At 45.9% G+C, this 23952-nt stretch carries 25 protein-coding genes; 17 read left to right on the forward strand and 8 right to left on the reverse strand.

Features of this window, described 5'->3' with window-relative positions; genetic code table 11:
- Positions 1-44 precede the first annotated feature (44 nt).
- The gene (locus tag GV030_RS06645) at positions 45-1703 is read left to right on the forward strand and encodes a cyclic peptide export ABC transporter (protein WP_159581007.1); all 1659 of its coding nucleotides are present in this window, start codon (positions 45-47) and stop codon (positions 1701-1703) included.
- A gap of 6 nt (positions 1704-1709) precedes the next feature.
- Here GV030_RS06645 and GV030_RS06650 read toward each other — a convergent pair whose 3' ends face one another.
- The 3 genes from GV030_RS06650 to GV030_RS06660 are packed head-to-tail and all read right to left on the reverse strand — an operon-like array spanning position 1710 to position 5074.
- Positions 1710-2357, reverse strand: a complete 648-nt coding sequence (locus GV030_RS06650; protein ID WP_159581009.1) for a hypothetical protein — start codon at positions 2355-2357, stop codon at positions 1710-1712.
- Between the two features lie 44 nt (positions 2358-2401).
- The gene (locus tag GV030_RS06655; RefSeq protein ID WP_159581011.1) at positions 2402-3991 is read right to left on the reverse strand and encodes a capsule assembly Wzi family protein; all 1590 of its coding nucleotides are present in this window, start codon (positions 3989-3991) and stop codon (positions 2402-2404) included.
- Positions 3992-4003: 12 nt separating this feature from the next.
- Positions 4004-5074, reverse strand: coding sequence for a glycosyltransferase domain-containing protein (locus GV030_RS06660; protein WP_159581013.1), 1071 nt, complete (start codon positions 5072-5074; stop codon positions 4004-4006).
- Positions 5075-5149: 75 nt separating this feature from the next.
- On the opposite strand from GV030_RS06660, the gene GV030_RS06665 reads away from it, so the two are divergent.
- Both GV030_RS06665 and GV030_RS06670 read left to right on the forward strand, forming a co-directional pair.
- Positions 5150-6061: an exostosin family protein gene (locus tag GV030_RS06665; protein WP_159581015.1), complete on the forward strand. Its 912-nt coding sequence runs from the start codon at positions 5150-5152 to the stop codon at positions 6059-6061.
- On the forward strand, positions 6061-6912 hold the full coding sequence (locus GV030_RS06670) for a hypothetical protein (RefSeq protein WP_159581017.1): 852 nt from the start codon (positions 6061-6063) through the stop codon (positions 6910-6912). Before GV030_RS06665 ends, GV030_RS06670 begins: the two co-directional genes overlap by 1 nt.
- Here the strand turns inward: GV030_RS06670 and GV030_RS06675 are convergent.
- On the reverse strand, positions 6909-7994 hold the full coding sequence (locus tag GV030_RS06675) for a glycosyltransferase (RefSeq protein WP_221413294.1): 1086 nt from the start codon (positions 7992-7994) through the stop codon (positions 6909-6911). The genes GV030_RS06670 and GV030_RS06675 overlap by 4 nt on opposite strands.
- Before the next feature lie 220 nt (positions 7995-8214).
- Between GV030_RS06675 and GV030_RS06680 the strand changes: the two genes are divergently transcribed.
- Positions 8215-8949, forward strand: a complete 735-nt coding sequence (locus tag GV030_RS06680) for a putative nucleotide-diphospho-sugar transferase (protein ID WP_159581021.1) — start codon at positions 8215-8217, stop codon at positions 8947-8949.
- Here the strand turns inward: GV030_RS06680 and GV030_RS06685 are convergent.
- Complete coding sequence (locus GV030_RS06685) at positions 8932-10089, reverse strand: glycosyltransferase family 1 protein (protein ID WP_159581024.1); 1158 nt, start codon at positions 10087-10089, stop codon at positions 8932-8934. The genes GV030_RS06680 and GV030_RS06685 overlap by 18 nt on opposite strands.
- 130 nt (positions 10090-10219) lie before the next feature.
- Here GV030_RS06685 and GV030_RS06690 point away from each other — a divergent pair, with 130 nt between their 5' ends.
- From GV030_RS06690 to GV030_RS06725, 8 genes are all read left to right on the forward strand, one after another.
- Entirely contained in the window at positions 10220-11353 is a 1134-nt protein-coding gene (locus tag GV030_RS06690; protein ID WP_159581027.1) for a glycosyltransferase family 4 protein, read from the forward strand.
- A gap of 229 nt (positions 11354-11582) precedes the next feature.
- The gene (locus tag GV030_RS06695) at positions 11583-12779 is read left to right on the forward strand and encodes a pyridoxal phosphate-dependent aminotransferase family protein (protein ID WP_159581030.1); all 1197 of its coding nucleotides are present in this window, start codon (positions 11583-11585) and stop codon (positions 12777-12779) included.
- 6 nt (positions 12780-12785) lie between these two features.
- On the forward strand, positions 12786-13742 hold the full coding sequence (locus GV030_RS06700; RefSeq protein WP_159581033.1) for an NAD(P)-dependent oxidoreductase: 957 nt from the start codon (positions 12786-12788) through the stop codon (positions 13740-13742).
- Positions 13743-13746: 4 nt separating this feature from the next.
- The gene (locus tag GV030_RS06705; RefSeq protein ID WP_159581036.1) at positions 13747-14871 is read left to right on the forward strand and encodes an N-acetyltransferase; all 1125 of its coding nucleotides are present in this window, start codon (positions 13747-13749) and stop codon (positions 14869-14871) included.
- 113 nt (positions 14872-14984) lie between these two features.
- On the forward strand, positions 14985-16259 hold the full coding sequence (locus GV030_RS06710; RefSeq protein WP_159581039.1) for a beta-ketoacyl synthase: 1275 nt from the start codon (positions 14985-14987) through the stop codon (positions 16257-16259).
- A gap of 5 nt (positions 16260-16264) precedes the next feature.
- Positions 16265-16516: an acyl carrier protein gene (locus tag GV030_RS06715; protein WP_159581042.1), complete on the forward strand. Its 252-nt coding sequence runs from the start codon at positions 16265-16267 to the stop codon at positions 16514-16516.
- An 84-nt stretch (positions 16517-16600) separates the two neighbouring features.
- A complete protein-coding gene (locus GV030_RS06720; RefSeq protein WP_159581045.1) occupies positions 16601-17062 on the forward strand; it encodes a hypothetical protein in 462 nt (153 codons plus the stop codon).
- Positions 17062-17583 carry a 4'-phosphopantetheinyl transferase superfamily protein gene (locus GV030_RS06725; RefSeq protein WP_159581048.1) on the forward strand — a complete coding sequence of 174 codons (522 nt, stop codon included), beginning with the start codon at positions 17062-17064 and terminating at the stop codon, positions 17581-17583. Before GV030_RS06720 ends, GV030_RS06725 begins: the two co-directional genes overlap by 1 nt.
- Here the strand turns inward: GV030_RS06725 and GV030_RS06730 are convergent.
- Together GV030_RS06730 and GV030_RS06735 are read right to left on the reverse strand one after the other, a co-directional pair.
- Positions 17577-18014, reverse strand: a complete 438-nt coding sequence (locus GV030_RS06730; RefSeq protein WP_159581050.1) for a DUF2214 family protein — start codon at positions 18012-18014, stop codon at positions 17577-17579. The two genes, GV030_RS06725 and GV030_RS06730, sit on opposite strands and share 7 nt — an antisense overlap.
- Complete coding sequence (locus GV030_RS06735; protein WP_159581053.1) at positions 18014-18598, reverse strand: methyltransferase domain-containing protein; 585 nt, start codon at positions 18596-18598, stop codon at positions 18014-18016. The genes GV030_RS06730 and GV030_RS06735 overlap by 1 nt, the downstream gene beginning before the upstream one ends.
- A gap of 104 nt (positions 18599-18702) precedes the next feature.
- On the opposite strand from GV030_RS06735, the gene GV030_RS06740 reads away from it, so the two are divergent.
- From GV030_RS06740 to GV030_RS06760, 5 genes are all read left to right on the forward strand, one after another.
- Positions 18703-19320, forward strand: a complete 618-nt coding sequence (locus tag GV030_RS06740) for a hypothetical protein (RefSeq protein WP_159581056.1) — start codon at positions 18703-18705, stop codon at positions 19318-19320.
- A gap of 21 nt (positions 19321-19341) precedes the next feature.
- Complete coding sequence (locus GV030_RS06745) at positions 19342-20685, forward strand: glutamine synthetase family protein (RefSeq protein WP_159581059.1); 1344 nt, start codon at positions 19342-19344, stop codon at positions 20683-20685.
- Between the two features lie 3 nt (positions 20686-20688).
- Positions 20689-21735, forward strand: coding sequence for a hypothetical protein (locus GV030_RS06750; RefSeq protein ID WP_159581062.1), 1047 nt, complete (start codon positions 20689-20691; stop codon positions 21733-21735).
- A gap of 3 nt (positions 21736-21738) precedes the next feature.
- Positions 21739-22590, forward strand: a complete 852-nt coding sequence (locus GV030_RS06755; protein ID WP_159581065.1) for an HAD-IIA family hydrolase — start codon at positions 21739-21741, stop codon at positions 22588-22590.
- Positions 22591-22679: 89 nt separating this feature from the next.
- Positions 22680-23252, forward strand: a complete 573-nt coding sequence (locus GV030_RS06760) for a c-type cytochrome (protein ID WP_159581068.1) — start codon at positions 22680-22682, stop codon at positions 23250-23252.
- 60 nt (positions 23253-23312) lie between these two features.
- Here the strand turns inward: GV030_RS06760 and tpx are convergent, their stop codons facing one another.
- A complete protein-coding gene (tpx, locus tag GV030_RS06765) occupies positions 23313-23810 on the reverse strand; it encodes a thiol peroxidase (RefSeq protein WP_159581071.1) in 498 nt (165 codons plus the stop codon).
- Positions 23811-23952 lie beyond the last annotated feature (142 nt).

The raw sequence follows: 23952 nt of genomic DNA on the forward strand, positions 1-23952 counted from the left end.
AACTTTGCGAATTCCTGAATTTTGTACAGGCGACATTAATATCTATGAAAGTAATTGCCCTTCTTTTCAAGTCTTCGGCATGGAAGTTTACCGTAGCAGCCATTGCCAGCTTCATCTCCGGAACTGCCCTCACTGCGGTGATCTACATGATCAATGAGGCCATCAAAACCGAAATGGCCAATTCCGACACGATCATCTGGCAATTTCTGGGCATCCTGCTCATCTATGTCACCACCAGCATTTTTGGTGCTTACCTGATCACACTCCTCAGCCAGGTGGTGATCCAGGACATGCGCCTCACCATCAGCAATAAAATTCTGAAAGCCTCCTTTCACAAGCTCGAATATCAGACCAAAAGGCTTTTCACCATCCTCACGGATGACATCAACACTATTTCCTCCATCATTATCAAGCTACCCGCCATTTTCACAGCGGTCACCACGGTAATGGCCTGCTTCGCTTACATGATCTTCATCTCCTGGAAGCTCTTTTGTTTATTCATGATTGTATTTCTGATGGCCTTTATCCTGTACAGGCTCCCGCTCAACTCTTATGGTGAGCGCCTGAGGAAAACCAGAAATCATCAGAATGTGCTTTTCGGCTATTTTGAAGGACTTATTTATGGGCTCAAAGAACTCACAATCAATAAGAAATTCAGGAGTCTCTACACCAAGGAAATCATTGAACCACTCACCGAAGAGCAAAAAAAACATCAGGTAATTGGCAAAACGACCGTGGAGATATTCTCCCGATGGGGTGAGGTTATCCTGTTTCTGGGGATTGGTGGTATCCTTTTGATCATCAAAGAAACTGGCATAACTACCTATGACGTAATGGTTCAATTCCTCACGGTAACGGTTTTCACCATTGCACCTCTTTCTAAAATCACCCGGGTACTCCCTGATTTTCAGCGAATCAATATCGCTTTGGAGCAAATTGACTCAGCCGGTTTGGATCTGGAAAAAGAAACCGCCCCGGCTTTGGAAGAGGACAACACCAAGATTTTCCCTGTAGTGGAATCTGAGCCTGTCATTTCACTGAAAAATGTCGCCTATAGCTACTACCACACCGAAGAGGAGAAATTTTTCAAACTTGGCCCGATCAATCTGGATGTAAAAAAAGGTCAGGTGACCTTCCTCATAGGCGGGAATGGTAGCGGTAAAAGCACCCTGGCCAAAGTACTCTGCGGCCTTTATCCTCCTCAGGAAGGTGAAGTGACCCACTTCGGAAAAAAGGTGCTCCCTGAGAATGTTGAAAATTTCCGAGACCAGTTTAATGTCATCTTTGCAGACTTCTACCTTTTTGATGAAATCATTCATATCCCACAGTCCGTCATCGATGAAAAAGCTCAGGAATATTTGAAACTGCTGGAGCTGGACAAAAAAGTGGAAATCGTGAATAGAAAGCTCACCACCACCAACCTTTCCACCGGGCAGAGAAAAAGATTGGCACTGCTGATATCCTATCTGGAAGACAAACCCATCTACTTGTTTGATGAGTGGGCAGCGGGGCTGGATCCGTACTATAAGAAAATATTCTACAAGAAATTGATTCCGGATTTGAAGGCTCGTGGTAAAACTGTTTTTGCCATCACCCATGATGAATCCTATTTCGACTGTGCAGATGAGGTGATCATGCTCAAAGAAGGTCAGCTATTGGAAACCCACCTGCTGCACGATCAACTGCAGGAGTTTTTTAATTAATCGGCCTCAATCAGAATCGTATTTGTATCGATCGTAATCCTGCTCTAAGGCATCAAAGTCAATCTCTTTTTTGAGTTTCAGGAGTACCAGAGTATCTACCATCGACACTTCCTCGAGGTATTTCAGGACCACCTGATATTGTTCCCTGTGGAAGTCATGGAAGAGGATATTCAATCGCTTATTGGTGTGGCACTCCATGATGGTTTTGAGCACGCACGAAACCCGAAAACGTCCATCGACTAACACTGTATCTATTTTTTCGCTATCTATCTGCTCAAATACCTCCGCTGAGTAGGAAGGAAAGAGCTCTCTGGATTCATCACCAAGCGGTCTTCCCCATTCTCCTGTTGGCCCTATGTCCACGTGAACGAGATTCAACCTTGTCTTCTCCATTCGGCGAATGAAAAGATACTGTTTCATCATATTCACCCATTCCTTGCAAGAATCTACCGAACATATATCGGCTTCAGACTTCCCCAAAGAACGAAAAGTACTGCCTCCCATTCCAAATTCAAGGTAGTAGTCGGACAGACCAACAGTAGCGTCGAAGAGTTTTTTCTCCGGCCCGGTCATTCTAAATGGATGGAGAAGGGGTTTTGGAGAATAGCGATTGATTCCTATGATGAGATTTTGCCCAAGCTCTTTTAGCGTCAAATTACCATTGTTTAGTAAGTGTAATTTGGAAAAGTATACTTTATTTATTGTTTCGCCAAATTAGCCAGCTGGTACCCCAATACAAACCTAAAGTAGAGATTCTTCACATCGTTACCTTTGATATACTGCCAGTTGAGCCGGTTGCTAAGGGAGAGCTCTGCGCCCACTGAAAAGTCGCTTACAAAGCGCAGAGCCTTTAAGGTAGCCGTGTACTCCATATCAAAGGGCCTGTCACCATTGGGGTCAAAGGTGCCAAATGCATAGTCGTCGTTAAACCTGATTCGTTGCAAACTCATCCCATACATCCCTTGAGGGAAATAATAATTAACCATAAGTATATCACCATTAGAACCCGGCCCAATGCCCGCACCAAGCAGTTGTCCACCTTGGGTATAGCCCTGAGGCGCCAGGTGATGCAAATAATAAGGAGGCGAAAATCGCAATTTGATCAATCGGGTTTGCCCCAAAGTGGTGTGCTCATAGGTAGCTTTCACCGCTTTGTTGTCACCAAGATCAAACACCTTGATAAAACCAATGGTATAGGCCCTGCTATGCTCAGGCTCAGTGGCCAGCGCACGGATATTACTGAAGTCGTTTTTAGCAAACTCCAGGTAAGTTTCAAAACCCACCTCTTCAAAAGTCCATTTTAAATTGATGGCCACCATCTGGTCATAAACATCATTGACCACACTACCCGAACTCAGGCTATCCTTATTGCTCGAAAAATCAGCAAAAGAAAGAAAAACATCACTCAAAGCGAACTTTTGAATCTTCCAGTCCCGATAGTGAATCCTGGTGGCACCTACGGAAAGACCAGGAAGAAAGGATGGCCTGTAATAGGCTCCTCCACCCTGAAAGTACCGTTGATTGTTTCTATCATTATCGTCGTAGTAATCAGACTCGTTCATAATGCCCCAGTAGGATCGAAATTCAAAATCTCCGATCACTGTTTCAATAGGCGTATCTGTACCGAAATCTATATGCGGAAACATCGCGGCATTGTTACTCATAATGATGGGATTGACCTGCGATGGACCCAGTACTACGTTCTGTGTGGAAACCCCAAGTGTCATTTTTTTATAAATCAGGCGTAAATCCGACTGCCCCATATGAAACTTGGTCACAGCCTCAGCTCCATACCGCTGCACCCAGTCTATCCTCGAGGAATAGGGGTAACTAAATTCGCTAGCAGCACCATTAGGCCGAGGGTAATCCTTATTCTGGGCATAGTAAACCACTGGAGCGAAGGTGTAATGAAGCATCCCAAAATGTCCTCTAAAACCAAAATTAATATCTGCATTCATCCCCTTACCACGCCATACGGGCCCGTCATTATAGCTTCTGGGGTACTTTGAGTTGAAGCCAAAAGAAGAAATCACTGGAAGGACGCTGAAACGATTTTCACCACCTCGGTAAATCTGATAATGATCTCCCCAGGCATTCCATTCAGGAGTTCGGTCATACTCATTAGGGGAAACATTTGCAGTATTCACCATGATCCGTTTCCGCAGCGAATCATTTTGCAATTCCAGCAACTTATTGTAGTCCACCAGATAAGAATCTGGGTACAAAACCTGGGTTTTTCCGGCCATGGCCGAAAGCAATAAAAGGACACCTAATGTTTTTCTAATCATAATACCACTCACTCAAATCGTAAAAGGATTGTCTTTGGGGTAGCACTTCCCAGACCTAAAATAACCTCCTTCCGCAAACCTAGTCAGGTCAGCACCCTTTTGTAAAGGAAAAATGGCCTTAATCTCAGTCACCCCTTGATTCACTCGCGATATATACCAAAAGTTGACCACTGACCTGAGAAAAGCTATGAAACTCAATACCAAAGCCAGAGGTCGCGCCCATGTCCATCGGTTAAACGTAGGCTTTCCCTTGATCTTATTCAAAACGGTTTCAAAGCGGGTGTAAGTCCCGGGAAGGTGGATGATTGCCGGGGAACTTCCAGTGAAGGTATTGTGAAATTGTCCTCCCGAAAAACTGAGGTCGCGACAATTTTCCTGAGTTTCTTTTATCCAAAAGGTTTTTAGCATCCTCCGCTCGTATTTGAAAAACAGGTAATCCTGTATTTCTGATACCCGTCCCCAGGAGGCTACACACATTCGTCCGCCCGAGCAGCCAAAAAGCTTCTGCTCTGAATCCAGTTTGATGGTGAACTTTGGATGAACCAGGCCCAGCGTAGCATCTACATAATAACGGCTATATAAGTACTGATCCGATCTTACCTGATATAGCTGATCATCATCCTGATAATCCACACCATAGGTAACGGAAATTTCAGACAACAAAGCTTTCAGGGCGGAAGCCCGGGCCATGAAGGTACCTGAGTTCAAAAAGTGATAAACAGAACCCTCTTGCCGAGGATAAATCCTCCAATACTTCAGGCTGAGATCAGCCTCACGGAAGTAGTAATTAGCCTCTGCAGAAAACACCACATCTGCATTCTGTGCCAGGTATCTCTCCATGAGATCACTCTCTCCTGCATTCATCACCACATCAAAGGCGTCTACCAGCAAGAGCACATCATCATCATCAACACCCTCTGACTGAAGGTACTTCTCCAGCACCCTAAACTTAAAGGCATTTCGTTTCCACGTAGTACCCACACCCACCACTTCCAACTTCAGACCATGCTCCTCACAAGACCGCTGCAGGGGCGACATTCGCTCGTCAATCTTATCCACCAATGTCACCAACTTTAAACCCATCTTTATGACCTGTTTTGTGGGCAAAGTAAACGATCTTTAAGATATTTACGTCCTTTTTCAATACGACAACCAAGCATGGGAAATTTAAAATCAAGAAGAGTCAGGAAATTCTGGAAAGCCCCGATCAATAGGAAACTTGACATTTTTGACTACCGATACAAAACACTCTTTCCTTACCTCTCAGGAGATACGTTCAGGGCCATCGGAGAGGTGATCATAGATAAAAGCTCTCATAACCCCACCATTCCGAAAAAGGACAGTCCACTGATCGTCTATGCCATTCAGACCAGACCCGGCGACTTTGTCAATATCTTTTTCGATAAAATCATCCACAAGATTGATCAGGAATTTGTCCTGATCACTCACAATGGCATGACCCCAGACTGGTCTAAATATGAAAAGCACCTGGATGACGACCGGATGCTTGCCTGGTTTGGCAAAAACTTGGTTTATGATCATCCAAAATCCCACACCATTCCTCTAGGGATAACCAATCAGCGTGATCCTCATGAGCGTGGTGGTTCTCAGGAATTCTGGAATCAGATGCGCGCCACCCCGCCAGAAAAGGACATCACATGTTATGTAAACGTGGGCATCGGACACAAAAAACAGGCGCGTTACGAAAACCGGCTTCAAACGGTCAATTACTTCAAAGCCCAGTCCTTTGCCACCTGTGTGGGTGAGCGATCATGGCTGCAGTATGCCCAGGAGATGCACCGATCCAGGTTCGTGATTGCTCCTCCGGGAGAGGCGCTGGATACCTTCCGGCTTTGGGAAGCCCTTTACCTGGGAGCTATCCCTGTGGTTACCTCCACTCCTTTGGACCCCATGTACCGGGAGTTCCCGGTGTGGATCGTGGAAGATTGGGAAGAAGTGACCGAGGAAGCACTTGAAAAGAAGTGGCTTGAGCTATCTCCTCAATTCAACAACCTGCCGCAGTTGTGGGCAGGTCACTGGTATAAGAAAATCCTTAGCTTCGTCAAATAATGGCTGTAATCCCGGAGCTATTACGATACGTTAAGATTTCTTTCTTCCACCCTCAGCCAAAATTAAAGCGAAAGGAAAAATCCGGGGTGTACGTCTCCCTGACCACTACCCCCTCCCGGATAAGTAAGCTCAGGGACACCCTCATTTCTCTTTCAGATCAGTCTGTTTTACCGGAGGAAATCATTATTAATATCCCCAAAATATCGAAGGGCGGGATTAGGTATGAAATCCCTGATTTTATCAACCATATGAAATTGGTTCATATCAACTTCATAGAAGAGGACCTAGGGCCGGCATCCAAATCATTGCCCACCCTTAAAATTCCATCAATCCCCTCTGATGCACTGATCATTGTGTTGGATGATGACCAGGTATACCCCAAAAAGCTGATAGAAAATTACCTGCACCATGCTAGGACACTTCCTAATCATGCGCTGACGCTGTGCGGATGGAGGATACCCAAATCACTTGAACATTCGGACAAAAAAATCCTGCGTGGAGCGGGTTTGAAAATAGTAAAGCCCAAACCCAATATATCGGGTAACACATCCGTGGAAATCATACAGGGAGCCTCCTCTTATGCAATCAGAAAGTCGTTTTTCACCAACGAAGTATTCGACTATGTACATGCGCCAAAGGGAGCCTTTTTTGCTGATGACATCTGGCTGAGTGGCCACCTGGCCAAAAAGAAAATCCCGAGGACTTTGGTGATGGGAAATTTCGCCTACTGCCGAATGGAATCCTACAAGCACCTAAAAACCAAGGGCCTTAGAGACACTGCCAATGCGGACAATTCGAACAATGACGCCCTCTATCGGTATTTTGAAGGGGATTGGAAACTGTTTGACTAACCCCTGTAGATGGCCAACTGATTCTCAAAACAGCTTTCCCAAGTCAATGGCTCAGCGTATGCTCTGGCCTTTTCACGCATTTTCTTAGCGTCCATTAATGAGAACTCTATTACCGCTCTGGCCACTGCTTCGGGGGTTACCTCTTTAATTATGGTACCCGCCCCAGATGTATCGATATGCTCATAGGCCGCTCCTTCATTAGCCGCTATCAGCGGTAAGCCAGAACTAAGAGATTCCAACAGCGAAAGCCCGAAAGTTTCCCATTTACTCAGTGCAAACCCAAGATCTGCACTGGCATAATACCGAGCCATTTCTTCCTTTCCTTCTATAAATCCCCTGAGTTCAACAAACTCATACTTTTCACCGGCTTCTCTGGCTAAATGTTCATAGGGGCCGGCGCCAGCTATGATCAACACTGGTTCATGATCCAGTCCTTCACACATCATGTGGTAAGCCTTCAGTATGACATCCAGCCCTTTTTCTTTGCTAAACCGATGCGGAAAAAACAGCAGTAACCGATCTTCGTTCCCCTTCTTCAATTCGGCAATCAGCCCCACATCCCTTCTGCCTGGATTAAAAAGTTGTTCATTCACCCCCAGTGGCAAAAAATGAACATTCTTTAAACCATTCCTTTCCATCCTATCCATAATCAGCCTGCTAGACACCACCACTCCATCCATCTGGTTGTAGTTTTTGCGGGCGTACTTCCAGGCCATTCGCTCGCCCATTTTGGCCATGCCCTGGCCCATTGGCTCCATGAATCGTTTTACATATGTCACTGGAAAATCGGCATGCCAAAACCCGTAGGTCCGGGCCCTCAATCTATGCTTTCGGACAATCTTCCGCACAATTCCCGGCATAAAATAAGGCGACCCCACTTCAATCACATCAGGGTTAATCCTCCTGAGTATGGGTTCCAGGGGTGCACTTCTGGTCAGGTACCGATACTCCCAGTTGCCATACACTTTGGGCACCTTCAGGTGTTCTATAAAAGCATTCTCCCCGATCTGCTCAGTCCATGTTTCACTGTCATGCATTACGAACGAATACTTTACATCCTGTCGATCTTTATAAAACGCCATCTTCTCCAAATGGTACCGCCTCACCCCCCCACCGGACGGACTCCAAAAATTATTGCAATCGACAATTGAAAACATAGGTTTGTTCATCAGCTTTCAGCAAACATAGCACAGAATAACCCCGGGACTGGCTCTGGCATTTCAGTAAAATAAATGCATTTTTGCAGACTCATCAGAACAGCTATCGCTTTCCAGCATGGTACTTCTGCTATAAAACCCTCAAATGCCTGACATTACAATCATCCAATTGGCCACACCAAACATCGACAGATACGCTCTCTTCAGTGCGGCATCTGCCCGCAGCTATGCCCTGGCCCACGGGTATCACCTCCAGATCCAACGATCCAAAACCATCACCGACCTGCACATCAACTGGACCAAGATTGATATCCTCAAAACGGTGTTGGCTAATAGTCCTCAGGGACCGGATTCCTATGTAATCCTTCTGGATGCGGATACGGTCATCATGCGACCAGACCGCACCATCGATTATTTTGTTGGTAAATACGGAAGACCCAACACGTCCATTTATATGGCCGCAGATACACCTTTCTCCTTAAGTAGAAAAAAGAAGCCGAATGCTGGTTTTGTGATTGTCAGAAATGATGAAACCGGGCGCAAAATTATAGCTAGATGGATTGATGCTGCCTACAACGATGGTAAGCAATTCAACGATATTCATCCAAGAAATCAGCTGGTATACTGGAACTGTGTGGAGCCAGAGTATCAGGAGCAACAGGTAGTTTTACCAAAAAGGTACTTTCACAAACCACTTTGGTGGGTACCGAAACCGATGAAGAAAAACCGATTTCTTTATCACATAACCTCCTCCAATGTAGATTCCCGAACTGCTCAGATGCAAGGGTTTTATGAGGAAGCATGTGGCAACCGTAAGAATCTGGAAGAAACCAAAGCGCTGCTGGATGGTGGAAAAGAAGGCTTACTTTCCCTCTGCTGATTGAACAAGGGCCGTGTAAGTACTGAAAAGCTCCTGGCACAAACTCTCCCAGTTTTGAGACCTGGCATAGGCCAATGCAGCATTTCTGACACCCTCGTAATAAGCGGCATCATCCACCAGCTTCACGATTTCGGCGAAAAAGGCCTCCTCTTGTTGAGGCTCTACGAGCACTCCGGTTTCTCCGTCCTGGATAATGTCTTTGGGGCCGCCTTCAGCAGCGGCTACCACCGGCAAACCAGAGGCCAACGCCTCAAGCACCACATTTCCAAAAGTCTCAGTAGTAGAAGGAAACACGAAGATATCCGCTGAGGCATACGCCCGGGACAAGTCCAGCCCGGTGAGCTTACCCGTGAAAAGCGCTTCGGGCATATTTTTTTCCAGCTTAGCCCTGGTGGGCCCCTCACCTGTGATCACCATTTTTATTTCAGGTCTTCGCTCCTGAAAAAGATTATACAGGCGTATCAATGTTTTAGGCTCCTTTTCTTTGACCAGCCGGCTTACGAATAGCACCTTTTTGCACCCTTCTGGAAGCTGAGGCCAGAGCAGGTCATCTCTATGCTCAGGGCTAAAGCGTTCAGTATTCACACCTCGCCCCCAGATTTTCAACTGATCGGACTTTACTCCTTTTCCCAGCAGGTATTCCTCCATGCTTTTCGTAGGGGCAAAGACCCTGGTGCTTCCCCTATAGAGCCAAAAGAGTCTATGCACGATCGGTTCGGTGATCTTTTCAACAAAAGGAATGTATCTGAGGTAATAGTTGGCAAAACTGGGGAAGTGTGTATGATAAATAGTGGTCACGGGGATTTGTTTTCGCCGGGCATATTTTACTGCAAATCCACCTAAGCCACTCGGCGAACTGAAATGCAAAATGTCCGGCCCAAAGTCATCAAGAATATCCGTGAGTTCCTTCATTCTCCCGGGCAAGGCAAGCCTGTAGTCTTTGTTGCTAAATGGGATATTGAGATATGGGCATTGGTAGACAGGATACTTAAAGTCTCTCTCCGGAGGCTGTGGGGTAATAAATATGGGCTCGAAAGTCTCTTTCGGAATACGGTTGATCACCTGATGCATAGTGATACTCACCCCATCAAAATCCTCCTTCATTACATCCAGAAAAAAAGCTATCCTTATTTTTGACATCAGGTATTAATTTACGGGGCAAAAGTAGCACTTCTTCACTCGCCTCAATTTGTAAAATAAAAAAGCTTTTTTTGTATCTGAAATGGAGATTCTAGTTATTTCACACAAGTATCCCCCATCGATTGGTGGCATGCAAACTCATTGCTTCAAACTTATTCAGGAGCTTGAAAAAAACCATACCATCCATCCAGTCATCTGGAAAAGTAACTACCCACGAGGCCTCTTTTTCCTAACGGTGATATTTAGGGTTTTGATCAGACTCAAAAGGAATCCTCAGATCAAGTGTATCTATGTCAATGATGGGCTCATGGCCCTCATCTGCACCCCGCTGCTTTTTCTTACCAGCGTGCCCATGTATGTAACCATTCATGGACTGGACGTTACCTTCCCATCCAAATTTTATCAAGGATGGATTCGGAAATACCTCAACCAGTATCACAAAATAATAACCGTCTCCGGCCCCACTACTGACTTGTGTCTCAAGAAGGGTGTAAAGCCTGAAAAACTGACTTTGATAGAAAACGCAGTAGACATCAATTTTCAGGAGGAGCCCGAAAACCCAAACTTCAGGAGCGAGTTTGGTCATGAAATTGGGGCAAACCTGGAGGGTAAATTCCTCATCTGCTCTCTGGGCAGAGCCATCCCACGCAAGGGGTTTAATTGGTTCACACGAAATGTCTATCCCAGCCTTCCAGAGAATGCTGTCTATCTGGTGATCGCCAGGAAATTCCCTCAGGAGAAATTATTTAGGTGGATCCAACGGCTCACCCCCGGCAGATTATTTGAAAAAATCCGGCTGCTGGTAGGCGCGGAAATAGACGATACTGCCGTCAATGACAGCATCAGAGAAATGAAACTTGAGGGCCGGGTGTTTTACCTTTCTCAGTTTACACACTCGCGAGCTAAAATCTTCGAAATCATCAAACATTGTGATCTTTTCGTGATGCCTAACATTGAAGTCCCCGGTGATTATGAAGGTTTTGGCCTGGTCGCTTTGGAAGCCGCTTCTCAAGGCACCCTTACCCTGGCCGCCAACGTGGACGGGATACCTTCAGCTGTAAAAAATGGGATCAATGGATACCTGATAGAGGGCGGAAATGCCTCAGAGTGGTCACTAAAAATCCGTTATTTCATGGATCATCCTGAGGAATTAAAGGCGAGCGCTCAAGAGTTTAAAACAAATACAATGACAAAAGGAAGAAGCTGGGACACCATGGCACGGCGGTATGCAGAAGTCTTTTCTGAAACGCCAGAGCCCAATTGATCGGATACTTTTCATCTGCTTCAATCATTTCCAAAAGAGTAATCATTGCCACCTAATCCGCTCAATTTCCCAACAAACAATCGTATTCATTGAAAATCACTGAAGTATTAAATGCAAATACTCTCAATTTGTGAACACAATTAACCATTTGGCCGTTGAACATTTTCAATCATTTCTGGGTACTTTTACCGATTAGTTACAAACCCAGAATTTCTGAAGATAGATTTTAATGAGTAGCATCCTAAAAAACAGATATCAGTCCTATCAGGAACCACAGAAAGTAAAAGCCCTAAACCTCTATCCTTTTTTCAGAAACATTCAGTCGGGACAGGATGCTGAAGTGATGGTGGAAGGCAAAAAAGTCCTGATGTTTGGCTCTAACAGCTATTTGGGACTTACCACTCACCCAAAGATCAAGGAGGCAGCGATTGCCGCCATCAAAAAATACGGGTCCAGCCTTTCAGGCTCCAGATATATGAATGGTACCAGCGATATGCACACCGAGCTGGAAGGTCGCCTGGCCAAGTTTCTCAACAAAGAAGCGGTAGCACTTTATAGCACGGGATTTCAGGTGAACATCGGGGTACTACCAACCATTGCCGGCAAAAACGACTACTTGTTTCTGGACAGACTTAATCATGCATCCATTTTCGAGGGTGCTAAGCTCTCTCCGGCTCAATCGGTGATTTTTAGGCACAACAACATGGAGTCTTTGGAGCAGAAGCTGAGCAAAGTACCAATAGACGCTTTCAAGTTTATCGTAGTAGACGGTATCTTCAGCATGGAGGGCAACATCGTGAAGCTTCCTGAAATCGTGAAACTGGCCAAAAAATATAACGCTGCAGTGATGACTGACTGTGCACATGCCATTGGCGTGATCGGTGAAAATGGTGCCGGCACTTCCAACCACTTTGGTCTGACAGACGATGTAGACATTATTGGTGGTACACTGAGTAAGTCTTTTGCCGCATTGGGTGGATTCTGCGCCTCCGATGCAGACACCATCAACTACCTGAAGCATCACTCCAAGTCGATGATTTTTGCAGCTAGCATCACCCCTCCATCCATTGCCTCGGCATTAGCCGCTCTGGACATCATGGAGACTGATGACTCTCACCGATTAAAGCTTTGGGACAATACCCACTACACCCTGAAGGTCATGAAAGAGCTGGGCTTTGATACCGGAGCTTCAGAGACTCCTATTGTACCCATTTTCGTAAGGGATGACCTGAAAGCTTACAAACTCACTCGAATGCTTTTTGATAGAGGTGTTTTCGTCAATCCTGTAGTATCTCCGGGAGTATCTCCTGAAGATTCACTGATTAGGTTCTCTATCATGTCCACTCATACACATGAGCAAATAGATCGTGCTGCTGAGATTTTGTTTCAGGCTGCCAAAGAGGTGGATCTATTCCAAACAGCTTAATCAAGAATGAAAGTTCTCATTACCGGTGCTAATGGTTTTCTCGGAAGCCATCTGGTAGAGAAGGCTTTGAAAAAGGGTTTCGAAACGAGTATTCTCATTCGCCCGGGCGCAAACCTGAGCAACCTGGAGCACTTACATGGATACCATGTTGTAGAGGTTAGTTATGATTCAGTCGACAGCATTGCAGCCGCTTTCAAAGACCTTCCAGCTCAGGATCTGATCATTCACAATGCCGGTCTCATCCAATCATATACCCTCGATAGGTATGTAAAAGTGAACGTGGACCTTACCAGAAGATTGATAGACGCCATCCGGCAATGTGATATTTTGACACCCTCAGGCAGATTGGCCTATATCTCCTCCCTAGCCGCCAAAGGGCCTGTTGGTAATGGAGGACCTGCATCCAACTATGGTCGCAGTAAGCTCATGGCCGAGGAAGTGGTTAAGAATTCCGGGATAAAATACATGATCTACAGGCCCACCGGGATCTATGGAGCCCGGGATGTTCAGTTTGTTCCACTCATCAAAGCGGTGAAACTGGGGCTCTATCCGTCCATGACGCCTAAAGCCCATAAAATGACCCTCATCAATGCAAGTGATGTGGCCGAAAACGTACTGGAATGCTCATTGAAATATGAAAATCAAACAGTACATCTGGAAGACGGACATGTTTATCAGCACGAAGACCTGAAACAGGCGCTCGAAAAACTATTGCATAAAAGGAGCATCAACCTGCGAGTGGGACGCCCGGTAGTGAAGGCACTACTGGCCATATCGGACGTAATAGATCGAAACCTGAACCGCACGCCTACACTATCAAGGGAGCATTATTCCGAAATTTCACAAGACTGGGATTACGACTTTTCAAAAGAGCGCAATGAAATCCCGTTGACCATCCAGTATTCACTGGAGGATGGATTCAAAAGCGCCATTGATTATTACCTGGAAAAAGATTTAATTTAACGCCATGCCCATAGAGATACAGGAAATCACCAGTAAAAAAGGACTCAAAGACTTTGTGAGATTTCAGTGGAAACTTTACAAAGGAGTGGCGCCATACGTGCCCCCGGTGATGGATTTTGAACTTAGTGCCTTATCCAAGGAAAAAAACCCTGCATTCGAGCATTCTGAGGGGCGTTTTTGGTTGGCTTACAAAGATGGGGAAGCCGTTGGTCGTGTGGCCGGGATCATCCATGGAGCAGAAGCCGAAAAAGAAAAGAAAATCAGGTTTGGGTGGATTGATTTCATAGATGACTATGATGTTTCCAAAGCGCTGATAGACACCGTTCAGGAATGGGGAAAAAGTGAGGATTTAGAGGTCATTCATGGCCCGCTGGGATTCACCGACCTGGATTTTGAAGGCACGCTCATCAGCGGTTTCAACCAAATGGCAACACAGGCCACATTATATAACTATCCCTATTATCAGGACCACTTCGAAAACATGGGTTTCGAAAAAGCGGTAGACTGGACAGAAACCCGGATCAAAGTACCTCCGGGCATAGGGGGAGACATCAACAGAGCTGCAGACCTCATTGGACGCAGGTATGGGATGCAAATCAAGAAATTCAAATCAGGAAAAGAAATACTCAAATATGCTGATCAGGTTTTCGAACTCCTGAATGAGTCCTACAGTCACCTGTATGGATATTATCCCCTATCAGAAAAGCAAATCAAGTATTTTATAGATCAGTACTTCGGGTTTGTAGTGAAAGACATGGTGGCCTTGGTCACTGATAAAGAAGACCGGGTGATCGGCTTTGCCGTTACCTTTCCATCACTCTCCAAAGCCTTCAAAAAAGCCAAGGGCTCCCTTTACCCTTTTGGATTCCTGCATGTCCTCAAAGCCTTCTATTTCAACGATACGGTTGATTTTTTCCTTGTAGCTGCCAAAAAGGAGTATCAAAACAAAGGCCTTCACGCCTTGCTATGGAGTTCACTTTACGCGGCCTTTGTGAAGCACAAAATCAAATATGTTTTTAGTGGGCAGATGCTTGAAGACAACAAAAATGTGAACAATCTCCTGACCAAATATGAATCTGCCAAAGACGAAGAAATCCGGCGGAGATGTTTCACCAAAGCCATCGTTTAAAGGGTTTGAGCAAACACCCCTTTCACTCTGCACAAACTGTTATAAATTTGCACCTTTATTTTAGTGGGGTACGGGTTCTTTCTTGCCTTATATCTTAAACACAGGTTTTTATTTTGAAGAATAGAGTAGTGATAACAGGGATGGGCGTAGTAGCACCAAATGCCCTGAACGTAGACGAGTTTAGAAAGGCCCTGCAAGAGGGAAAATCCGGTATTAAGCGATACGAAAACCTGGGTGAAATCAACTTCAAGTGTCAATTGGGAGGGAAACCTCCAGTGACTCAGGAGTATAAAGATGAACACCTCCCCCATTTCGTAGCTCAAAAAGTAAAAAACAATGCGGTCATTTATGCCTGTCTTTCCGGACTGGAGGCCTGGAACGACGCAGGCCTGGAGATCAAACCTGGCGGATATGACCGCAAAACAGGTATGCTGGTAGGCTCTGGAGCGCTTGGCCTGGATAGTTTCATCGAACACAAGATCTATCCGATAGACCAGGGAAATCACCGTAAGTTAGGATCAAGATCGGTACCGGAGTCCATGAGTAGTGGTGCCGGAGCATACCTCAACAGCATATTAGGACTAAGGGGACGAATTTTCTCCAACAGCTCGGCCTGTATCACCGGGAGTGAAGCAGTGCTGCAAGGCTTCGAAATGATCCAGTCTGGCAAAATGGAACGCATGCTTTGTGCCAGCTCCGAAGGAGACGGCCGGTACATCTGGGGCGGATTTGATGCTATGCGGGTGCTTTGTAGTGACTCCAACGAAGCACCGGAAAAAGGCTCTCGGCCTATGAGTGCCACCAGTTCAGGCTTTATACCCAGTGGCGGTTCCGGAGCGCTTGTACTCGAGACGTTGGAAGCGGCACAAGCGCGGGGAGCGAAAATCTATGCCGAAATTCTGGGTGGAGAAGTTAACTCCGGCGGGCAGACCGATGGTGGTTCTATGACCGCTCAAAACCCGCAAGCGGTGGTAGATTGTATCACTACAGCACTGGAACGCTCTGGCGTGGCTCCTGAAGAAATCGACCTGATCGCAGGACACCTCACCTCTACCAAGGGAGACCCCTATGAGGTGATTAACTGGAGCACAGCCCTGAATTTACCAAAAGACGATTTCCCTTACATCAATACACCCAAGTCTATGATTGGGCATTGTGTAGCCGGGGCAGGCTCCATCGAACTGGTAGCCAGCGCACTACAACTGGCAGAAGGATTCATTCATCCCAACCTGAATGTTGCAGAAATTCACCCGGAGATCGAAAAACTCGTTCCTCTGGAAAAAATACCTTCAAAGCTGATCAAAAAGGACATAAAAACCGTTATCAAGGCAAACTTCGGTTTTGGAGATCTTAATTGCGTTTTGGTACTACGAAAAATGAATAACTAATTTATATGGATAGAGAAGCAATCAAGAAGGATCTATTAGCGATAATAGACCCTTACATAGACGAAAAGGAACTGACTACCGAAATCTCGGAAAGCTCAGACCTGATTAACGACCTCATGATCAACTCGGCCCATCTGGTGGATATCGTTCTGGATATTGAAGAAAAATTCGACATCATGATCGAGGATGACTTCATCGGAAAGATGGATACTGTGGGTGATGCCCTCGATATCATTTCTGAAAAGATCGCCGGCTAGCCGACCCTCATTGAATCAACATCAAAGGCCACATGACCAACCGATTGGTCATGTTGGCATTTATTTTGATGAAGAACCCATATTATGCACACTGTAATCAAATCACTTCTTTTTATTCTTATCCCAATCATGCTCTCAGGTTGTTTCTCGAAAAGCAGCGGGGAGTTTCCCACTGCGGAGGAAGAAAAACGCACCATCGATGCCAGTGAAATCGAGGGAAACTGGGTTAAGTTTTACAAGATTGACAATCAGGTTAAAGTTTTTTTGAACAACCAGTTAGTTTTTGACAGTGGTGTAGGCGCTGAGAAAAAGGACGAAGACATCTCCTTTGGCTTTACTGATGAACTAAGAAAAGGCAAGAATAAGCTCCGAATCGAACTCTATAATGACCCACCCTACGAAGGCTTTATGGGCTTTGACAAGCATTGGGAAATTTTCTACGAACTCTTCAAGGAAGACGTCCCCATAGACTATATCCATGAGCAAGCGGATGATGGCAAAACGGGTATGGTGTGGTCAATGGAACACGACATACTGGTAGAATAATGATGGTCGGTATCGACCTGGTAGACCTTTCGGATCCACTGCTCAAGCCACGGGACCACCGAGCATTGCGCCTCATCTCCCACCCTGATGATCACGTTCCCGATCACCCACACAGCTTCTGGCTGCTGTGGACCGCCAAAGAAGCAGTATTCAAAGCACAAAGGCAGATCATCCCTTTTGATCCTAAAAAAATAGCGGTTTCTATTTCACAGAGTGATAATACGCTCTCCTTTCAATCAGAAATCCTGAGGGGAAATATTTTTCAGGATCAATCAATTATTTACGCCATTGTGCACAGCGAAAACCAGCCCTGCCACCATCAAATCTTAAAAAGAAATACTCAATCGCCCTCTGAGGAAGTGCGGGCGATGGTCATTCAGTTCATCAAACTACACCACCAGATACAAGTGGCTGTTCGTACTGACGAAAAAAATCTTCCTGTACTCAGTCATCAGCAGCTACCCATCAGCTTTACGCACCATCATGACTACCTGGGTTTTATCCTGCCAAAGCCTCAATAAACCCCAATTCCATTTGCCATAAGCACGGCCAACGCAGGAATTACCACCAGCAGAGCCACCTCCACACGAACCATCAGGCGAATGAGTCCGGGGATACTCACTACCTCCTCCGGATCTCCTTTCCTCATCTTCAAAAAGAACACTGTGGGCCATATTGACAGCAGCCCTACGGTGCTGAATAAGCCAACCTTAGTCAGGAAAATCCAGTTTTGTGTATAGAAGCCGGCTGGCTTGCCCACTCCAAACCACAGCAACAGTCCAGCCGCTACAGCCACCAGTGCCCCTATGCCATAAACAGCGTCCACCTTTGACAGAAAAAACAACTCCGCCCTGGTCATCCTGGGCTTCACCAAAATAGCCTCAGCAAACAGGCTGCCCACCACGGCAAAAACCCCGAGGAAGTGAACATATTTTATCAGTATGTAATCCATTACTTTTTAGTCATTTTAATAAAAACCTCACGGCCCGCCCTGGGCTGGATAGAATTATAAGCAGTTTCCAATACATTGATTTCAAAACGCTCAGAAAAAAGTTCGATGTACTCTGCCTCCGATCCTCCAAAAGGAGGTTCATTTTCGCCCATAGGATGATTCCACAGAACCCCTACGAGCTTCCCTCCTGATCTCAGTAAGTCACTTGTTTTCTTCACATATGCAGCCCGCAGCACAGGATCAATTGCACAAAAAAAGGTCTGCTCGATGATCAGATCGTACTCGCCCTCATGTGCCCAAAAATCCCCCTGATGAATGTGGCTCTTTGGAAAGAGAGGATTTCTAAGCTGAAATTGACGCAATGCAGACTCGGAGATATCCAGCACGTGTACATCGCTAAAGCCCAGCTCAAACAAATAAGCAGCTTCATGAGCATTTCCCGCACCCGGAATCAACACGCTCACAGACTTGTCGTTTAGCTGATCAAAATATTCCCGAAGTGGAGTGGTAATGGCACCCGCATCCCAGCCCGTAAGCCCATTCTGATAGCGGGTTTCCCAGTATTGCTGATCAAGTTGTTGCATATTTTTCACCAATTAACAGTCTAAAACGATTTCATCCCTTGTAAGTTTGAAGTATGTTACAATCTGTTACAGCGTTTGTGACATTACATCAAAATAATAACAATTTGAAAGCACCCGGACACATCCTTTTTCTGATTGGTACATTTGGCGTTTTATTTGGCGTGGGCATGCTGATTGAGCACACCCAGCCTGCCGGGCTAACGGATGAAGCCCTTGAACCCGACATTTTGCTGTCCAATTCCAGAACCTATTTTGAGGAAGATGCCCACGGCCGGAGTGTTATGCATCTTTATAATGCCATAGAGGCCATCAAAAAAATAGAGCAGGACCTGGAGCCCGAAAGCAAGGAAAAAGTGGATCGGGCCGTTGTTCAACTCGAACAGATCCTGCAAGACATGAGTGGGGAGATTTTTGATATTAAAAAACTTAATGAAGCCTCTGTAAAAGCCTTGAATGCCCTCACGTATGCGGAGTTGAAAATTTCGGAGCACTTTGTAGAGTCTCATGAGCTGGGCAAAGCTAAGCTGGCCCTCAAATATGGAATGCTCCATGTGAAGCATGCCCTGGTATTTGCTGAAGGGGCTAAAAAAGAATACGAAATCAGCATCTACACCGAAATGGATTCGCTCATTGAAAGTGACGAATTGAGCGATAAAGAAATTATTCAGAAGCTGGAACGCATGATTGAAGATTTGGATAACTTAGGCTTACAGCTTGACTGACACACCTGTTAACGCATTCCTATGAACCAAAAGGAAATACTCGAACGCATTCATCAAAGTGAAGACAATAGGGTCAAAATTGCCATTACAGACATAGATGGAGTGCTCAGAGGCAAAATCATCAGAAAAGAAAAACTCCTGAGTACTCTGGAGCAAGGTGCGGGATTCTGTGATGTGGTTTTCGGCTGGGACATGATGGATGCTGCCTACGACAATGCTGAGGTCACCGGGTGGCATACAGGCTATCCCGACGCTACTTTCCATCTGGACCCGGAAACGTTCAGAAACATTCCCTGGGATGAGCACATCCCATTTTTTCTGGGCGATTTCAGCGTCACCAATCATCCGGCCTGCCCAAGGTCATTGCTTAGAAAAGTCATTCAAAAAGCGGAAAAAGATGGCTATAGTACCGGGTTTTCACAGGAGTTTGAGTGGTTCAACTTTCAGGAAACCTCCGATACGCTGGCCGCTAAAAATGGGCAATCACCTACCCCACTTACCTCGGGCATGTTTGGTTACTCAATCCTACGGGCTTCACAGCAGAGTCCATATTTCAATGACCTGTTCACACTATTAGATGATTTCAAAATACCCCTGGAAGGTCTCCATACAGAGACCGGACCTGGAGTATACGAAGCGGCCATTGAATACTCGGGTGCATTGGAGGCCGCAGACCGGGCGGTACTTTTCAAGTCCGGCGTTAAAGAAATTGCTGCCCGACACCATATCATGGCCAGTTTTATGGCCAAATGGAACCATGACCTCCCGGGCTGCAGTGGGCATATTCACCAAAGCCTTTGGAAAAACGGGAAGAATATTTTTCATGATGCCAAAGGAGCGCATCAAATCTCCTCCACCATGGAAAGCTACATGGCAGGTCAGCTCCTGGCCCTGCCATACATCCTGCCCATGTACGCACCCACCATCAATAGCTACAAGCGACTGGTGGAAGGCGCCTGGGCACCCACTACACTCACATGGGGGCTGGACAACCGTACCACTGCCCTCAGGGTGATCAACCCTTCGGAAAAGGCCACCAGAGTAGAACTCAGGGTCCCCGGCGCAGATGCCAACCCCTACCTGGCCATGGCCGCTGCCCTGGCGTCCGGATTGTATGGCATTAAAAACAAACTCAAACTTACCACTCCACCCACAACGGGAAATGGCTATCAGGATCTATCCAACGGCCGGCTCCCAGCAGACCTGAAGGAAGCTATCCAGGCCATGAAATCCTCCGACCTTGCAATAGAACTGTTCGGAGCTCCTTTTGTCGACCACTTTACGAAAACCAGGGAGTGGGAATGCCGTCAGTTTGCCGCAAAGGTGACCGACTGGGAATTAAAAAGATATTTCGAAATCATCTGACACATGTATCAAAACATTGACTTTATCAAAATCATCGAGGATGCCTGGTATGAATACGACAGCTCCCGAAAAATAAAAACCATAGAAGACATCAGTGCTAAGGTGTCTACCAATCATGTCTATCGGGTGCGTTTCGAGGATGAGGACATCATCATTGCGAAGCTTTCCTATTTCGGACGGTTTGATCATTTTGTGGAAGACCACACCATCATCAATGCATTGGCCAACAACCTGCACGCGCCCTTCGAAAACTTCCTGGCCAAGTCACTTACCAAATACGGACAGCTCTATGTCTACCGTCACAAGGACAGCTTGCTGGATGCCTGGGTGGTCTTTTACAATCCCATCCAAATCGATCAAAAGCCGGAAAGAAAGCAATCTGATAGCCAAATCATCATCCTGGGGGAGGAACTGGCGAAGTTTCACAAAGCCTGCAACAAGGTAAAAAACACGCTGCCCCCTACCTTCAAACAAACAGAAAACGACATTGATCATTTGCTGGAAATACTGGAAACAGATCATGGCAAGTTTGAACATCGCGGGCATGTAGACTCTATCAAAAAACAGTGTGCACTGTTTCTGGAAAACTGTGACAAAATAGGCGTTTCGGAAATGCCTTCCATTCCGGTCTTTGTAGACTGGAACATTGGTAATTTTTCCATCAATAAAGACTATCGGTTCTTCAGCCGCTGGGATTACGACTGGTTTAGGATGAGTACGCGGGTAATGGACTTTTACTTTTTCAGTAGGGTCTGCTCCACCATCGGCGACCGCACCATTTTCAGCTATCTGGTGGATCCATTAATGGAAGACCGATTCATTACTTTTCTGAAGGCCTACCACAAGGTGTATCCACTGACCGCACAGGAAATTAAAATCATTAAGGAAACGTACCGGTTCTTTATCCTCAACTACGTCATCAAAGATGGTCGGTACTTCTTTCATGAACTCTATGCCAGCCGACTTCAGTTTGAAGCCCACGAGACATACTTCCCTACCCTGGATAAATCATTCAACGAAGAAAAACTACTCAAAGCCCTAGACCTGTAAAAGATGGACATCACACCTTTCAAATCAATAGCTGGTAACTACAAAACCATATTTTTCGACGCTTTCGGAGTACTTAAAAATCACCGCGGACTTATACCGGGTATTGAAAACACCTTTCGCTTTCTGGAAGAAAACGGAATCGACTATTTCATCATCACCAACGACGCCTCCAGAGGTCCGCGGGAGTTAGCTCAGGACTATCAGGAGCGCGGGCTCAAATCCATCACCAAAAACAAAATAGTATCCTCCGGCATGCTGGCACGGGAGTACCTGCAGTACAAAGTGAAATCAGGAACCGTGGCCTATCTGGGTACCGCCAGATCTGCCCATTACATAGAAACACTGGGCCTCCAAACCATATCCATTGCGGACCTCAACCTGGAGAATGCCGAAGACATTAGCGCCCTTGTTTTCTTGGATGATGAAGGATTTGATTGGGCCAATGACATCAATAAGACGATCAATCTTTTGCGTGCAGTCAATATTCCTACGATTGTTTGTAATACGGATAAATCTTATCCTGTTTCCAGGTCTGAAGTGGCCATTGCCATCGGCGGACTGGCCAATATGGTGGAAGATATCGTGGGTAAGCGCTTCATCCGATTTGGAAAACCAGATGCCCAGATGTTTATATTCGCCTATGAGCATTCCATTGCTGAGGGGGGAATAGCCGACAAGGACAAAATCCTGATGGTGGGAGACACCCTCTCCACAGACATCATCGGTGGAAACAAATTTGGCCTGGATACGGTGCTGGTGCTCACCGGAAACACCCTGGCCAAACATGCAGAAATGAGAATCAACTCTCGGGGGATCATTCCCACCTATGTTTGTGAATCTGCGGTAATCGAATAAGGATCGTGGTTGCTTAAATCCACCATTTGGCTTGCAACCCTTTTCAGTCATCATGGGTCAATGTTTTTTTTGATAATAACATTTGACAAATGAAGAAGACTATTTTTTTAGTAGCACTCATCACGGTGATTGGGTGCTCCACTCCACAGGAAACCACACCGGTACCTGCGGAACCCACCACTGCCGAATTATTGGAACGAGGCAAGACCCTCGTCACAGTTGGAGGATGTAGAGATTGCCATTCCCCTAAAATTTTCAATGAAACCGGAATGCACTTTGATGAATCCAGAGCATTCTCCGGGCACCCAGAGGGCTCCTCTCTTCCCGAAATTGACAAGCGTGCCCTTAGTCCCGGCTACTGGGTACTTTTCAGTGGTGACCTGACAGCTGCTGTCGGGCCATGGGGTATGACTTTTGCCCGAAACCTCACCCCCCACGAGACAGGCATCAAAGGTTGGAGCAAGGAAGTGTTCATCAAAGCCATGAGAACAGGTCAGCACATGGGTATCGAAAAAGGTCGTCCCATTATGCCTCCCATGCCCTGGGAAAACCAAAAAGAGCTCTCAGATCAGGATCTCACAGCTATTTTCACCTACCTGCAGTCACTCAAACCCATAGACAACTATGTTCCTGAGCCCATACCTGCCAGCGAACTACTCTGATGTGATAAAAAAAGGGAGGCCATCAAAATGATGGCCTCCCTTTTTGCTTAAATCAATTTTTTAAAGTGCTTTCAAAGCAGACTCGTAATCCGGTTCGTCTACAATCTCACCAACCAACTGCGTGTAAGCCACCTTACCCTCTTCATCCACTACCACCACAGAGCGTGCTACCAGCCCCTTCAGTGGGCCATCTACCATACCCACACCATAAGCCTTCTCAAAGCTACTATCCCTAAATGCAGACAGACTCACTACATTCTTGATTCCTTCAGCTCCACAAAACCTATTGTGAGCAAATGGTAAATCTTTTGAGATACAAAGCACCACTGTATTATCGAGATCCGATGCCTTTTGATTAAACTGACGAACAGACGTGGCACAAGTACCCGTATCGATGCTTGGGAATATGTTCAAAATGACCCTGGTTCCCTTATAATCTGAAAGTGAAACTTCGGATAAGTCGGACTTTACCAAAGTGAAATTCGGAGCTTCTACTCCTTGAGCGGGAAGTGTTCCCACGGTATTGACAGGATTGCCTTTTAATGTTACTTGAGACATAATTGAGTGATTGTTTTAGCTAAGATAACCATTGACCCAAAAGACTGTTTTCGATCTTTCATTTTTTATGTGAAAAAATACAATGAGTTATATTGGTCAAAAACGAATCACAATACATCGTATACCGTAAAGGCTATCACAC

The sequence above is a fragment of the Marinoscillum sp. 108 genome, from assembly GCF_902506655.1.
In the GTDB taxonomy this organism is placed as follows: Bacteria; Bacteroidota; Bacteroidia; order Cytophagales; family Cyclobacteriaceae; genus Marinoscillum; species Marinoscillum luteum.

Coding starts and splice junctions, on each gene's coding strand:
- GV030_RS06720 (WP_159581045.1), top strand. CDS start 16,601: ATGCACACTGTAATCAAATCACTTCTTTTTATTCTTATCCCAATCATG.
- GV030_RS06685 (WP_159581024.1), bottom strand. CDS start 10,089: ATGTCAAAAATAAGGATAGCTTTTTTTCTGGATGTAATGAAGGAGGAT.
- GV030_RS06690 (WP_159581027.1), top strand. CDS start 10,220: ATGCAAACTCATTGCTTCAAACTTATTCAGGAGCTTGAAAAAAACCAT.
- GV030_RS06745 (WP_159581059.1), top strand. CDS start 19,342: ATGAACCAAAAGGAAATACTCGAACGCATTCATCAAAGTGAAGACAAT.
- GV030_RS06680 (WP_159581021.1), top strand. CDS start 8,215: ATGCCTGACATTACAATCATCCAATTGGCCACACCAAACATCGACAGA.
- GV030_RS06735 (WP_159581053.1), bottom strand. CDS start 18,598: ATGCAACAACTTGATCAGCAATACTGGGAAACCCGCTATCAGAATGGG.
- GV030_RS06755 (WP_159581065.1), top strand. CDS start 21,739: ATGGACATCACACCTTTCAAATCAATAGCTGGTAACTACAAAACCATA.
- GV030_RS06660 (WP_159581013.1), bottom strand. CDS start 5,074: ATGGGTTTAAAGTTGGTGACATTGGTGGATAAGATTGACGAGCGAATG.
- GV030_RS06725 (WP_159581048.1), top strand. CDS start 17,062: ATGATGGTCGGTATCGACCTGGTAGACCTTTCGGATCCACTGCTCAAG.
- GV030_RS06730 (WP_159581050.1), bottom strand. CDS start 18,014: ATGGATTACATACTGATAAAATATGTTCACTTCCTCGGGGTTTTTGCC.
- GV030_RS06665 (WP_159581015.1), top strand. CDS start 5,150: ATGGGAAATTTAAAATCAAGAAGAGTCAGGAAATTCTGGAAAGCCCCG.
- GV030_RS06670 (WP_159581017.1), top strand. CDS start 6,061: ATGGCTGTAATCCCGGAGCTATTACGATACGTTAAGATTTCTTTCTTC.
- tpx (WP_159581071.1), bottom strand. CDS start 23,810: ATGTCTCAAGTAACATTAAAAGGCAATCCTGTCAATACCGTGGGAACA.
- GV030_RS06645 (WP_159581007.1), top strand. CDS start 45: ATGAAAGTAATTGCCCTTCTTTTCAAGTCTTCGGCATGGAAGTTTACC.
- GV030_RS06705 (WP_159581036.1), top strand. CDS start 13,747: ATGCCCATAGAGATACAGGAAATCACCAGTAAAAAAGGACTCAAAGAC.
- GV030_RS06715 (WP_159581042.1), top strand. CDS start 16,265: ATGGATAGAGAAGCAATCAAGAAGGATCTATTAGCGATAATAGACCCT.
- GV030_RS06675 (WP_221413294.1), bottom strand. CDS start 7,994: ATGGCGTTTTATAAAGATCGACAGGATGTAAAGTATTCGTTCGTAATG.
- GV030_RS06760 (WP_159581068.1), top strand. CDS start 22,680: ATGAAGAAGACTATTTTTTTAGTAGCACTCATCACGGTGATTGGGTGC.
- GV030_RS06750 (WP_159581062.1), top strand. CDS start 20,689: ATGTATCAAAACATTGACTTTATCAAAATCATCGAGGATGCCTGGTAT.
- GV030_RS06655 (WP_159581011.1), bottom strand. CDS start 3,991: ATGATTAGAAAAACATTAGGTGTCCTTTTATTGCTTTCGGCCATGGCC.
- GV030_RS06700 (WP_159581033.1), top strand. CDS start 12,786: ATGAAAGTTCTCATTACCGGTGCTAATGGTTTTCTCGGAAGCCATCTG.
- GV030_RS06695 (WP_159581030.1), top strand. CDS start 11,583: ATGAGTAGCATCCTAAAAAACAGATATCAGTCCTATCAGGAACCACAG.